The organism is Pseudoalteromonas shioyasakiensis (assembly GCF_024518675.1).
GTDB lineage: Bacteria > Pseudomonadota > Gammaproteobacteria > Enterobacterales > Alteromonadaceae > Pseudoalteromonas > Pseudoalteromonas shioyasakiensis_B.
This window is the reverse complement of record NZ_JANIGL010000002.1, coordinates 453,958-467,408: the sequence shown is the minus strand read 5'-3', so window position 1 is coordinate 467,408 and position 13,451 is coordinate 453,958. Positions and strand designations below refer to the sequence as shown.

Sequence of the window (13,451 nt, the reverse complement as noted above, 5' to 3'; positions counted from 1 at the left end):
CCTTTTAACGCAGAGTTTTAAATATTACTTTGTTCTTGCTCGTCTGCTTGTTTAACTTGCTCTTTTAAAAATTGAGCAACGCGTGAATATTCAATTTCTAACGTATCCCTTTGCTCAATTAGTTCATCACTTGATAAGTTTTCTAAATGGCAATGCTCTTCAAAGTCTGCAGCTAGTTTACTAACTTGTTCTGCACCAATGGTTTTAGAAATAGACTTTAATTGATGACAAGCTTGTGCAATGCTTTGATAGTCTGAAACCATAACCGCACTGTTAATTTCTTTGGTCAAATTATTACTTTGTTCTAAGTACATTTTAAAGAAACGGATTTGTTTTGCTTCATCGTTATTGACGTACTTAGCGAGCATTTCTAAATTTACAGGGGCAGCCGGTTTTTCGCTGACATCACTGACAGAAACAGTGCCCTGCTTACTTTTTTGTGTCCAAGTCTCTAAAATTGCTTCTAAGGCATTTAGTTCTACAGGTTTAGTGATAAAGTCATTAATACCTGCATTCAAGCATCGCTCTTTTTCACCTTTTAACGCATTTGCAGTGATAGCAATTACGTAGGGTTGTGCGTTTATATCAGCCAGCTTTGATGCTTCTTCTCTGATTATTTCAACCATGTCATAACCAGACATCTTAGGCATATGTAAATCAGTAAGAATTAAAGAGTAGCGCTCTTCTCGCCATTTTTGCAGACCTTGCTCGCCGTTTTCAGCCACTTCAACGCCATAGCCTAATAGGTGGAGTTGATCGGTTAAAACTTGCTGATTAAGAAGATTATCTTCTACTAGTAATATAAGTTTATTTTCTTCTCTGGCTTGCTCTACGTTTAAGTAGTTATTAAAGGTTTTAACCGGTTTTACCTGTTTAGGTGTGTGCAACCCAGCAGCAACAAGTAGAGACATCATAAAGTTTGATTTACACAGTGGTGTTGCATTTAGATAAAATATATTTTTATGATTTATCGCTGCTTCATCTAATTTACTTAACACAACAATTTGCTGTTTGTGATCTTCAAGCGTGTACATAAGACGGCGCAATAACGAATTAGTTTTCTCGATGGAGTCAACACCGTCAAGTACCCAAACAATGCCAAAGCTTTCTTGATGCCGCTCTATTTCAGATAACGTATCTGCTTGGCTTGTTTTTGCCCCCATAAATGATAAATAACGAGCCAGTGTTTGCTTTCTCGCGTTGTTATCGCTTATTAAAACCACATGTTGGTCTTTTAATGTATTTTTATGAGCGTATTTAATAGTCCCTTCAGTGCTAAATGGGAGTTCGACAACAAACTCACTGCCAATACCTAAATCGCTAGTCACATTTATTGTGCCAAGCATTAGCTCGGTTAAACTTTTACAAATAGATAAACCGAGACCTGTACCACCATATTCACGTGTTATAGAGTTTTCGGCCTGAATAAATGGATTAAAAATTTCGCGCAACTGTGACTGGCTCATTCCTTTCCCATTATCGCTAACAATAAAACGTAGGGTGAAATGATCGGTGGTGTTTTGCGCAACTTCAACGGCAATGCGAACATGGCCGCGGCGGTTTTCATCGGTACTGGTAAATTTAATCGCGTTACTACATAGGTTATATAGTACTTGGCGAACCCGAATAGTATCGCCAATTAAGTTGGTAGGGATATCAGGCGCTATAGCTAGTTCAAGATCTAACTGACGTTTTTTTGCCACAGACGACAATACACGGGCAACTTCCTCGATAGTGTCAGCCACTGAAAAAGGGGTTGGGTCTATATTTAATCTGCCTGCTTCAATTTTAGAAAAATCTAAAATATCATCTAAAATTCCTAACAATGAAAAAGCCGATTCACGAATGATGGTACTAAGTCTATGCTGTGCACCATTAAGCTCTGTTTGTCTTAGTAAATCAATTGTGCCTATTACACCATTCATTGGCGTGCGTATTTCATGGCTCATTGTTGCTAAAAACGTTGTCTTCGAATCACTAGCTTGCTCTGCTCTTAAAGTCGCCTTTTCAAGTTCCATAGTTCGCTTTTGAACTTCTGTTTCTAAATCACTTTGTAGGCTTATTAAATCGGATTGCGCGGCATTATTATTTGTTATCGCATCTTGTACTTGATCGAGTAGTTTGTTGATATTGCTAGCAACAGCACTAAGCCCTAAATCTAACTGCTGTTGTACATGTGAATCATAGCTTGCTGACTCTGTAATAACTTGCAACTGAGAGGCTAGAGAATCACTACTTTTTCTGATCCGTTTATTTAAATATGCATTAATGTAGAAGGTTAAAATGATTAGGCTAAGTAAAGCTAAACCGACAAGAACATAAGTAAGCCCTGCAGAATGACTTGGTATTTGAGTGTTAGCCACTTTTTTGATTATCAATTCGCCAACCGGCTGATCGTTAAGGCTTAACTGCTGATAAATAGTATTATCATCTTTACTGTATTGATTGAGCTTTGAAGGTTCAATCGCAGGCTTTTTACTCGCATAGACAAGCTCCGATTGTTTTGTTGCTGTATACCTATATAAGTAGTACTCAAATTGATTATTAAGTTCAGCGCTTAAATTAAGTAACTGAGATGCTCTGTTTTGTCCAGGCTCTGTTAAAGCTGTTATTAGTGGTTTTGTTAATTGGTCCGTGAGCTCATTTAAAGTAATAGAACCTGTGGCCTTTGGCCCATTAGCTTGTTCAACAGGATAAAAAGAATAGGCAGCTAACGCAAGCGCTGTGACAACAAGGTTTATGACTATAACCAGTGGCTGCAAGCCTTTAACTGGAGAAGAAAATTTACTCTGCATTTATTTTCCAAGATTATCGTATGTAATCGCAAGCTAAACAGCTGCTTGTGTATTTTAAATCCATCCTAACATTTACCAGAAATAATTCACTACGTTAATGTCTATTAAATGTAATAAATACTAATTTTTATAAAAAAACAGGTTGTAGCTACGAAAAGCTCATATAAGTGCATTAAAAAACAACGTTTATAATGTTTATTAACCACTTTGCTGCAAAACTGTGCAAACGATGGGGTTAGACAAAAAAAAAGTTGACTTGCCGGGGTAAAACCAGTTTAATACGCCGCACGCCCAGATAGCTCAGTCAGTAGAGTGCTTGGGAAGAGTATTAAAAATCCTATGTGGTTTTTAGTTAAATCTGACTTTCTTCGGCAGTTCAGTCAGTAGAACTCGCGGGAATGTGTTGAAAATCCTATAAGTTTTATAGGTAGAACTGAATTTGCCTCGATAGCTCAGTCGGTAGAGCAGAGGATTGAAAATCCTCGTGTCCGTGGTTCGATTCCGCGTCGAGGCACCATTATTATAGTAATAATGTTTAAGCTTTAATTTTAAACCTTATTACGCGTGCCAAAGCACACAGTTTAGTGTGCCGACTTAGCTCAGCTGGTAGAGCAACTGACTTGTAATCAGTAGGTCAACCGTTCGACTCGGTTAGTCGGCACCATTTATTTGATAATTTGAATAGAGCAACTGACTTGTAATCAGTAATTCATTTAAGTTATCCGTTCGACTTGATTAGTCGGCACCATTTATTTAGATTAAATGTTTTAAACATTTAATTAGCACTATTAAGTGCCTCGATAGCTCAGTCGGTAGAGCAGAGGATTGAAAATCCTCGTGTCCGTGGTTCGATTCCGCGTCGAGGCACCATTTATTAGATAAGGCTTCGCAATAGCGAGGCTTTTTTAATTTAGTGGTTTTAAGTTAATCAATCTTTAAAATTGATATGTGCCATAGCACACAGTTTAGTGTGCCGACTTAGCTCAGCTGGTAGAGCAACTGACTTGTAATCAGTAGGTCAACCGTTCGACTCGGTTAGTCGGCACCATTTATTTGATAATTTGAACAGAGCAACTGACTTGTAATCAGTAATTCATTTAAGTTATCCGTTCGACTTGATTAGTCGGCACCATTTATTTAAATTAAATGTTTTAAACATTTAATTAGCACTATTAAGTGCCTCGATAGCTCAGTCGGTAGAGCAGAGGATTGAAAATCCTCGTGTCCGTGGTTCGATTCCGCGTCGAGGCACCATTTATTAAAGTTAATCAATCTTTAAAATTGATACGTGCCTAGCACACAGTTTAGTGTGCCGACTTAGCTCAGCTGGTAGAGCAACTGACTTGTAATCAGTAGGTCAACCGTTCGACTCGGTTAGTCGGCACCATTTATTTAGATTTATTGTTAAGTTAACAGTGAATCAGCACAATTGTTGTGCCTCGATAGCTCAGTCGGTAGAGCAGAGGATTGAAAATCCTCGTGTCCGTGGTTCGATTCCGCGTCGAGGCACCATTTATACTAAAGCCCTGCACTCGCAGGGCTTTTTTGTTTTTGAAATAAGTTGTTATTTAGATAATAAAGTTTGCCTTCTACTTGGCAGTGATTTTTAATTCTAGCACCTAGCACCTAGCACCTAGCACCTTTCACTTTTAACCTTTCATCTTACTAATCCAGCACTTTAACGTATTGTATGCTAAGAATTTGTAATGTTATGTAAAGTCAGTTGAGCTATTCGTGCATGAGTGCTTGAATTACACTCAGTAATAGATGTATTCAGGGTTAAACATGAACTGGCAATTAAAGCCGAGTATTGTTGCATTATCTGTGTTGTTTATCGGAGCATGTACAACACAACCTACTCAACAAGAGCGGGTGCAGCAGCTCGAAACGCTGCCAACTAATTGGCAGCAAAATTCTAACGAAAACATAGTTGATGCAGTTGCTAATGATTGGTTACAACAATTAGACAATCCACAAGTATTTGCATTAGTAGAGCAGGCGCTTGCGCATAATCAGGCAATTTTACAGCAGGGCTATGATGTCGCAATAAAACAACAGCAGTTACTCGCAACGGGGGCAGCGCTTTGGCCAAGCCTAGATTTATCAGCAAGTACAAATCGTAGTAAAGATAATCGCCCTGTTAGTTATAACAATGCAAGCTCGGCTAATATTTCACTAAGTTATGAAGTGGATTTGTGGGGTAAGTTATCGGCGGCTGAACGCCAAGCAAATTTGGAGTATTTAGCACAAAAGGCCAGCTATGAGCAGTCACGCCAACAGCTCGTTGCGGATGTAGTTAGTGGCTGGTTTAATGTTATCACTGCGCAGCAATTGCTCGATCTTTATAAACAAAGAGAAAAAATTGCTCTACAGAACCTCTCGATTATTGAGTCTGGTTACCGCCAAGGCTTAAATGAAGCATTAGACGTATATTTGACCCGCAATGAATTAAATACTGAGCGCTCAAATATTGCCGAACAACAAGCAACATTAACTGAAGCAATTCGCACTCTTGAACGTTTAACAGGCGAATATCCTAAAGGTGCCTTGAGTATAGATGCGGACTTACCATTATTAGACCAACCAATTCCTATGGGGTTGCCATCGGAACTTATTACACGTAAGCCAAGCTTAATGGCGAGTTGGTACCAGTTACTCAGTACTGACGCAGGTTTAGCATATGCTCACAAGCAACGTTTTCCTAGCTTAAATTTATCAGCGTCAATTGGTGATAGTACTGACCGGATGAGTGATCTATTTTCACCTTCTAGTTTAGCGTGGTCATTAGTGGGTAGTATAGCAATGCCAATTTTTGACGGAGGACGTTTAAAGGCTAATGAAGAACAAGCTCGTTTAACCGTAAAGCGTCAAGAGCAAGTATATCTTGAGTCATTGTATGATGCGTTTAACGATGTTGAAAATGCGATTACGCAAGAGCAGTCATTACAGCAGCGATATACGAAAACACTCGAAGCACAAACCAACGCGATTGCTGCCGAACAGCTATCATTTGAGCAATATCAAAGTGGGTTAGTCGACTATACCACTGTACTTGATGCACAAGATCGCTCCTTCACTGCTCAAAACTCAGTGATAAACATTAAAAATCAACTCATCCTTAATAGAATAAAGCTACATATTGCCCTTGGTGGCGATTTTTCCGAGCCTAACCAAGAGCCAGAAGAGCAATAATTATGAACAGTAAACTTCGTAAATTTTTAATCCCAACTATTATTATCGCAGCGACCGCGACACTTATTGTGATTATCAAGGACAACCCACCAGAAACTCGACGATTTGGCTCAGCGCCAAAAGCAAATGTGACTGTCGCTGTTTCTCATCTACAAGCGCAACCTTATCAAATTATGATCAATAGTTTTGGCACGGTAAAACCGCGAACGCAAAGCATGCTGGTGTCACAAGCCTCGGGGCAAATTATTAAAATTAGCGAGCAATTTCGTGAAGGTGGCTTTTTTGAAAAAGGCGATGTGCTGCTTGAATTGGATGATAGAGATCATCGTGCAGAAGTTAAATCTGCCCAAGCTAATTTATTAAGTGCACAACAAGCTTTATTAGAAGAAGAAGCGCGTGGTAATCAAGCGCAAACAGATTGGCAACGCTTAGGCAATGGTGAACAAGCCAGTTCATTAGTACTGCGTAAACCACAATTAGCTGCAGCGCAAGCTGAGGTGTTATCAGCACAAGCACAACTAGAAAAAGCTGAGCTTGATTTAGAACGCACTAAAATCAGTGCACCTTATGCAGGTAGAGTTTTAAGCCGCAGTGTTGATTTAGGCCAAGTGGTAAGTAATAACACTGAGCTTGCTTCTATTTATGCTATTGACAGTGTTGAAATCCGTTTGCCAATTAAAAACAAAGATTTACCTTTTATCGAATTGCCTGAGCAGTTTCGTGATGGTGTGAGTAATGAGCAAGGATCACCTGTTGTTTTTCGTTCTGATTTGGTTGGCTCACAGCAATGGCAAGGTCAGGTTGTAAGAACCGAAGGCGCTATAGACTCATCAGCACAGCAGCTTTATGTTGTGGGTCAAATTAATGACCCATACAAGGCAACAGAAAATAATCAATACCCAATTAAAATTGGCCAATATATAACAGCGCAAATTAAAGGGGTAGAGGTGCAAGATGCGATTGTAATTCCTAATAGTGCTATTTACCAAGGCAGCTATGTATATATCGAAGAGCAAGGTATCTTAAAACGTAAAGATATTAACCTAAGGTGGCAAAATGCCAATGATGCGATTATTGCATCAGGCCTTAAAGCAGGCGATAACTTAGTGATAACACCGCTTGGCCAAGTTAGCTCAGGCACACAAGTGAACATAATGGGTGAGCAAGCTTATCAGACTACCCGTGGCAATAAGCAAGGACGGGGAGAGCGCCCAAGCAAAGAGCAACTTGAGCAAATGGCAAAAGAGCAGGGTATTTCAGTTCAAGAGCTTATGAAGCAACGTCGCCAAGCTCGCGGCCAAGGAGCTAAGCAATGATAGCTTGGTTTACTAAAAACCATGTAGCCGCCAATTTATTACTTATTAGTATTGTGTTGTCTGGGCTATTTAGTTTATCGACCCAAATACCTCTAGAAGTATTTCCTTCTTTTGAAGCAGACCGAATTAGTGTGCAAGTAACGTTACGTGGTTCAACCCCTGAAGATGTTGAAAAGGGTGTCACCATTCGTATTGAAGAAGCGGTGCAAGATCTTGAAGGTATAGAACAAATTTCAAGTAGCTCTTCTGAAGGTTCATCCTCAGTGAGTATTGAAGTTGAAACCGGCTATGATGCGCGAGACTTATTGGCTGATATAAAAAGCCGAGTTGATGCTATTAACACTTTTCCTGTTGATGCTGAAAAGCCAGTTGTTGCGCTTGATCAACGTATTCGCGAAGTAATCGCAGTGACTGTTTCGAGTGAATATGGCGAAAAAGAAACCCTCGAATATGCAGAAAAAGTACGTGATGACTTACTTCGCATACCTTTAATAACTCAAGTAGAGCTAAGTGGGGTACGTGATTACGAAATTTCCGTTGAAGTAAGCCAAGATGTGTTACGTCAATACGATTTAAGCTTAGCGGAAATTTCTTCAGCTATTTCACGTTCAAGTACCGATGTTTCTGCGGGTAACTTAAAAACCGAGGGCGGTGAGGTGCTTATTCGCTCAAAAGGCCAAGCTTACCGTAAAGATGAATTTGCGAAAATTGTCGTTAAACAACAAGCAGATGGCACTATTATTCGTTTAGGTGACATTGCCAGTATTACTGATGATTTTGAAGAAACCCCAGTTCGCACTCGTTTTAATGGTAAGCAAGCTGCATTCATTGATGTCTACCGTATTGGGCCACAAAGTGCTATTGGTGTGGCTGGTGCAGTCAAAGAATATATTGATCAACAACAGCAAAGTCTGCCTGTAGGATTTGAGCTTAGCTATTGGGATGACGATTCGCAAATAGTGAAAGGGCGCATAGCAACGCTAACGACTAACGCGATTCAAGGCGGCATTTTAGTTCTAGCATTACTGACGTTATTTTTACGTCCAGCGATTGCGATATGGGTATTTGTTGGTATTCCAGTATCTTTTATGGGAGCCTTTTTAGCGATGCCACTGTTTGGTATAACGCTAAATATAATGAGCTTATTTGGCTTTATTCTAGTTTTGGGTATCGTGGTTGATGATGCGATTGTGACCGGTGAGAATGTCTATACCCATTTAAAAACAGCAGAATCCGGTGAGCAAGCGGCTATTCGAGGAACCCAAGAAGTTGCCACCCCGGTGACATTTGGTGTGTTAACAACTGTGGCTGCATTTTTGCCTTTGGCGTTTATCGAAGGTGGGCGAGGCGCTTTATTCGCGCAAATTCCAGTGGTGGTTATTCCGGTATTGTTATTTTCACTTATCGAATCTAAGTTTGTATTACCAGCCCATTTAAAATATATCAAATTACGTAACCAAAAAGCAGAGCCATCAAAACTCGAACGATTACAACAGCGCTTCGCTGATGGTTTTGAAATGGCAATTATGAAGTACTATAAGCCCATACTTAATTTGGCGTTAAAAAATAAATTAGCCACAGTGAGTTCATTTGTTGGCATATTTTTAATTATTTTAACTCTTATTTCGAGTGGTTGGACTAAGTTTGTATTTTTCCCTCGGATCCCAAGTGAAACGGTGAGAGCCAGTCTTACTTTTCCTGCCGGTACGCCTTTTGAAGTAACAAATAAATACATAGTGCTTATGTCAGATAAAGCCAAAGAGTTACAAGATAAATACCGCGATGAAGATGGCGAAAGTGTGATCTTGAATATTTTGGCCAGCACCGGTGGCCGAGGAGGCACATCAAACAGCGGCTCTGTGCGTTTTGAAATTACACCTGCTGAAGAACGTGATTCAACAATCGGTTCGCAACAGCTTGCTAGTGAATGGCGTGATTTAATTGGTGTAATACCCGGGGCAGAAAGTATGACCTTTAGGGCTGAAATTGGCCGCAGTTCAGACCCCATTGATGTTCAGCTCACCGGTAGCACAATTGAAACCTTAGAAATTGTTGCTGAGAAAATTAAACAGCGACTCGCTACTTATCCCACAGTATTTGAAATCGCTGATAGTTTGTCTGATGGTAAAGAGGAGCTGCAGGTTGAACTGACAGATCAAGGCTTAGCGCTGGGCTTAAATCGTACTGATGTGTTACAGCAAATTCGAAATTCGTTTTTTGGTTCGCAAGCACAGCGTATACAACGTGGTCGAGATGATGTTCGGGTGATGGTAAGACTACCACTTGAAGAGCGCCGCTCGGTGGCTGATTTAACCGACATTCTCATTGATTTACCAGATGGGGGGACCGTACCACTGTCTCATGTTGCTAAGCTCAAAACAGGTAAGAGCCCGTCGAGTATTCGTCGTGTTGACCGTTATCGCACACTTAGTGTGACCGCCGATGTTGAGAAAAACAACACCAATATGACGGTACTTCAAGCTGACTTGAAAGGGTATTTAGACGAGCTTGTGCAACAATACCCTGGTGTAGATTACACCTTAGAAGGTGAGGCGAAAGAGCAACGAGAGTCGTTTGGTTCACTTGCCTGGGGATTATTGTTTGTATTCTTTATCATTTATGCTCTATTGGCGATCCCATTTAAATCATACTTGCAGCCACTGATTGTAATGAGTGTGATCCCATTTGGTATGATAGGTGCTGTAATGGGGCACTGGATCATGGGTATGGATTTAACCATAATGAGTTTACTTGGCATGTTAGCTCTAGTGGGGGTTGTTGTTAACGACTCTCTGGTATTGGTTGACTATATAAATAAAAAGCGCAGTGAAGGTGGCGATTTACTTGAAGCTGTAAAACGCGCTGGTGCGGCTCGTTTTCGTCCCGTTATGCTAACGAGCTTAACTACGTTTATAGGTTTAATGCCGCTATTGTTTGAAAAGGCTACACAAGCACAATTTTTAATACCGATGGCTGTAAGTCTTGGCTTTGGTATTATCTTTGCCACCTTTATTACTTTGTTACTGGTGCCAGTTAACTATATGTTGATGGAACGCTTTCAAGGTTGGTTTAAGTAACATATTCACCGTCAAAACTGACAAATAAAAATGCCGCAATGAAGCGGCATTTTTTATCTATAAATTTTACTTACTGTTTATTTAATGGCTTTTTTTACTTCACGCCAGTCAACAATTTTAAAGTTTTGTGGTTGTAGTGGCATACGGTTGTAACCATCTTGAACGATTAGCATGCCTTCAGGGTAACCTGGTAAAGCCTTCGAGGTAACAGTTAAGCCGTCTGTTTCACCTGCGCCATCAATGCCTTTATCAAGATTCGCGATGACATTAAACTTACCCGCAAAGCTCAAGCTTGGCTGAGTATCATCTGAGATATTATAAAGCACATAACTATTATCGCCTTGGCTTGATACCACTAAATAACGCTCATCATCACCATGGTAAATTTCCATACCTTCAACATCTGCCACAAGTTGTTCATTAACACCTTGCAGCATAACTGGTGAATTACCCGCTGTAGGCTCTGCACCGATATACCAAATACCTTGATCTTCTTCGCCAGCAAATAATTGGCCTAGTTTATCATCTGCAGTGCAGCCTTCAGGTTGGCTTGGTAAAGTAAACTCTCTAACTAATTCGCCGCTGACATTATTTTGCTCACCGGTTAATTTGTATTGCTGAAATAAGCCAGATTTATCATTTACATAAACATAGTGGCCAGAATCAGATGAATACATACACATACCGTAAATTTCAGCTAGGTTTGTTGCCACTTCTGTTACATGTTGTACCTTGTTGTCGTTATCGACTGTAAAAACGCTGATGCTGTTCAGTGTACGGTTACTGGCAGTGATCCAGGTGTTAGTTTGATTGTTTATACCTTGATGTTGGCGAACATCAACATTGTTTAAACGTCCAACATTGAGTGACTGTATTTTATTGCCATCAAGATCATAAACCATTAAGCCACGGCGTTTATCTGTGCCTAAAATCAAGCTGTTTTTAGCATCTTGCGGGTTTATCCAAATTGCAGGATCATCCGCTGCATCGCCAAACGCGGCTACGGGTGTGGTTTGTGCGCTCGCTGTAATGTGAGTCATCGCCGCCTTGTTTTGAGAAGCCGCCGTTTGCGCTGTGTAGTTAACTTTTGTGGTAATGTAAGCGCCCGTTTCATCATCAATTAATACCAACTGTGCTTGCTCATTATTAATAAGCTCTGCTGCCACAGACTCAATTGCCAACTCACCGTTAAGTGACCACTGACTAAGTTTTTCTGTTTGTGCGTTGTAGGCATACACTTCATTGTTATCAGTGGCTGTCAGCCACAAGGTGCCATCGTCTGATACAGATAACGCGCCGATTTCAGCTTTTAATTCACCGTAAGGCTCAACTAATGCCACTGGCTGTTTATTGGCATCGGATTCAGCGTCAGCATTGATAGCCCAAACGCCGAGTTCAGCTTCGCCCACATACAAGGTTTTTGTTTCGTCATTAACTGCGCAACCTGAGGCTTCAGTAACGGCTGAAAATTCACGAACAGCGATGTTTTTTGCTTGCTTGCTCGCTAAGTCATAAATAATGGTTTCACTGATCAAGCCGCGAACATCTGGCACAAACGCTGATACAGTTGCATTATTATCGTTTTTAAATAAACACACTGCATCTGGTTGTGCTTGTGGTGGACTGATACGTGTAAGCTCAGTTAGCTGCCAAGATGAATCCGTTTTCAGGAGCTTAAAAATAGCCACATTGTCTTGATTGTTATCTAGGCTAGCCAATAAAAATTGTTGCTCTGTGATTTTCTTCAGTGAGATAGATTCAAAGTTACCCGCTAATAACACACTGCTTTGGTCTTTATCTGTCACTAATAAGCCCTGGCTTTCGCTGGCAATCAACCATTGGTTATTACCCAGCGCTGCTGCCTGTGAGCCTTGCATATTTTGTTGAGGGCCAAATTTTTCCACAGCTATTGCTGCTTGTACCATAGCTGCGTTGCTTTGGCTGCTAGGTTCCTCATTACTTGTGCAGCCGCTAAGAGCTGTAACCAGAAGCGCACTTGAGAGCACTGTTGAAATGGTACTTAATTTAAAGTTCATTATTTTATCCTTTACTTATTAATATGCTTTTCAGTGCTAAAACGTACTTCACCAAGGTGATTAATTGCGCTCATTTTTAGCGTTTCACCATTGATAGATACACTTAAAAAGCCAGGGGTTGCTTCTGCATAACGGGTAAATTCACGCTGTTTTACAAAACGTGCTTCGCTTCCTCCGCCAGAGACAAAGTGAGCAACCTTGCTATTTTTTGGTTGGTTGTATTGCAGGTCATGCTCGTGCCCAGCAATATAGGCTTGCACGTTATGACGTTCTAAAATCGGCTCTAAAATATCGCGAATACCTTGGTTACGGCCAAAGCGTTTACCACTGGAATAAAGTGGGTGATGACCGACCACAATCTTCCACTTTGCTTTACTGCCGGCAAGTTGGGTTTCAAGCCAAGCCAATTGTGTTTGATAACCTTGACCTTGAGTTGAGCGGTATTTTTCACGGGTTTTATATTCAGGCTGAATTGGGTTGGTATCTAAAAACACCATTAAAACTTGTTCATTGTTTTCAAGTTCAAAGGTTTTACTGTAATACCTTGCGGGTAACTGCCAGCGCTGACTTTTGTTTGTATAGTCAATTTGTGCTTGGGCGTTGCCAAGGTAATCATGGTTGCCTAATACAACGTACCAGTCTTCAAATGTATGTGGGCCATGATAGATATCTTCGTAAGCGGATTGCCATAAAGGGTCGTTGACGCTTGCTACCCCATTCGGGTAAAAGTTATCACCAGTTGAGACGATAAAGTCAGCATCGGTTTGATACATGGCTATTTCTAATTGGTGTGCGACTTCTTTTTGATAAAAGTGGCCGTTATGTCCCCAGTCGCCAATTACCATAAAGTTAAGGCTATCTGGTAGCGTATTTAACTTGGCAATTTTTTGCTGTTGATAAAGCTCATCTTTATAAATAACTGGCGTGGCAGCACTAAGCGTATGAGATGCTAATAATGCAGCCATGATAAAAGACAGTTTAAACATGTTTTAACTCCAAAAAAGCACGTAATGGCTTGCCAATACGTGCTTAAAA

At 40.5% G+C, this 13,451-nt stretch carries 6 protein-coding genes and 7 tRNA genes; 10 read left to right on the top strand and 3 right to left on the bottom strand.

Going from position 1 to position 13,451, the window contains the following annotated elements:
- Positions 1-17: 17 nt before the first annotated feature.
- On the bottom strand, positions 18-2,795 hold the full coding sequence (locus tag NQT69_RS07995) for a hybrid sensor histidine kinase/response regulator (RefSeq protein ID WP_256827119.1): 2,778 nt from the start codon (positions 2,793-2,795) through the stop codon (positions 18-20).
- Positions 2,796-3,236: 441 nt separating this feature from the next.
- Between NQT69_RS07995 and NQT69_RS07990 the strand changes: the two genes are divergently transcribed.
- The 10 genes from NQT69_RS07990 (at position 3,237) to NQT69_RS07945 (ending at position 10,380) form a co-directional block, all read left to right on the top strand.
- Positions 3,237-3,312 (top strand) — tRNA-Phe (locus tag NQT69_RS07990).
- Positions 3,313-3,383: 71 nt separating this feature from the next.
- Positions 3,384-3,459 (top strand) — tRNA-Thr (locus NQT69_RS07985).
- Between the two features lie 130 nt (positions 3,460-3,589).
- Positions 3,590-3,665: transfer RNA gene (locus NQT69_RS07980), tRNA-Phe, on the top strand.
- A gap of 102 nt (positions 3,666-3,767) precedes the next feature.
- Positions 3,768-3,843, top strand: a tRNA-Thr gene (locus NQT69_RS07975).
- 130 nt (positions 3,844-3,973) lie between these two features.
- Positions 3,974-4,049: transfer RNA gene (locus NQT69_RS07970), tRNA-Phe, on the top strand.
- A gap of 57 nt (positions 4,050-4,106) precedes the next feature.
- Positions 4,107-4,182, top strand: a tRNA-Thr gene (locus tag NQT69_RS07965).
- Between the two features lie 49 nt (positions 4,183-4,231).
- Positions 4,232-4,307, top strand: a tRNA-Phe gene (locus NQT69_RS07960).
- 273 nt (positions 4,308-4,580) lie between these two features.
- Positions 4,581-5,987 carry an efflux transporter outer membrane subunit gene (locus tag NQT69_RS07955; protein ID WP_256827118.1) on the top strand — a complete coding sequence of 469 codons (1,407 nt, stop codon included), beginning with the start codon at positions 4,581-4,583 and terminating at the stop codon, positions 5,985-5,987.
- Between the two features lie 2 nt (positions 5,988-5,989).
- Positions 5,990-7,303: an efflux RND transporter periplasmic adaptor subunit gene (locus NQT69_RS07950; RefSeq protein WP_256827116.1), complete on the top strand. Its 1,314-nt coding sequence runs from the start codon at positions 5,990-5,992 to the stop codon at positions 7,301-7,303.
- The gene (locus tag NQT69_RS07945) at positions 7,300-10,380 is read left to right on the top strand and encodes an efflux RND transporter permease subunit (RefSeq protein WP_256827115.1); all 3,081 of its coding nucleotides are present in this window, start codon (positions 7,300-7,302) and stop codon (positions 10,378-10,380) included. The genes NQT69_RS07950 and NQT69_RS07945 overlap by 4 nt, the downstream gene beginning before the upstream one ends.
- 77 nt (positions 10,381-10,457) lie before the next feature.
- Here NQT69_RS07945 and NQT69_RS07940 read toward each other — a convergent pair whose 3' ends face one another.
- On the bottom strand, positions 10,458-12,416 hold the full coding sequence (locus NQT69_RS07940; RefSeq protein WP_256827114.1) for a phytase: 1,959 nt from the start codon (positions 12,414-12,416) through the stop codon (positions 10,458-10,460).
- Between the two features lie 11 nt (positions 12,417-12,427).
- Positions 12,428-13,402 carry a metallophosphoesterase gene (locus NQT69_RS07935; RefSeq protein WP_256827113.1) on the bottom strand — a complete coding sequence of 325 codons (975 nt, stop codon included), beginning with the start codon at positions 13,400-13,402 and terminating at the stop codon, positions 12,428-12,430.
- Positions 13,403-13,451 lie beyond the last annotated feature (49 nt).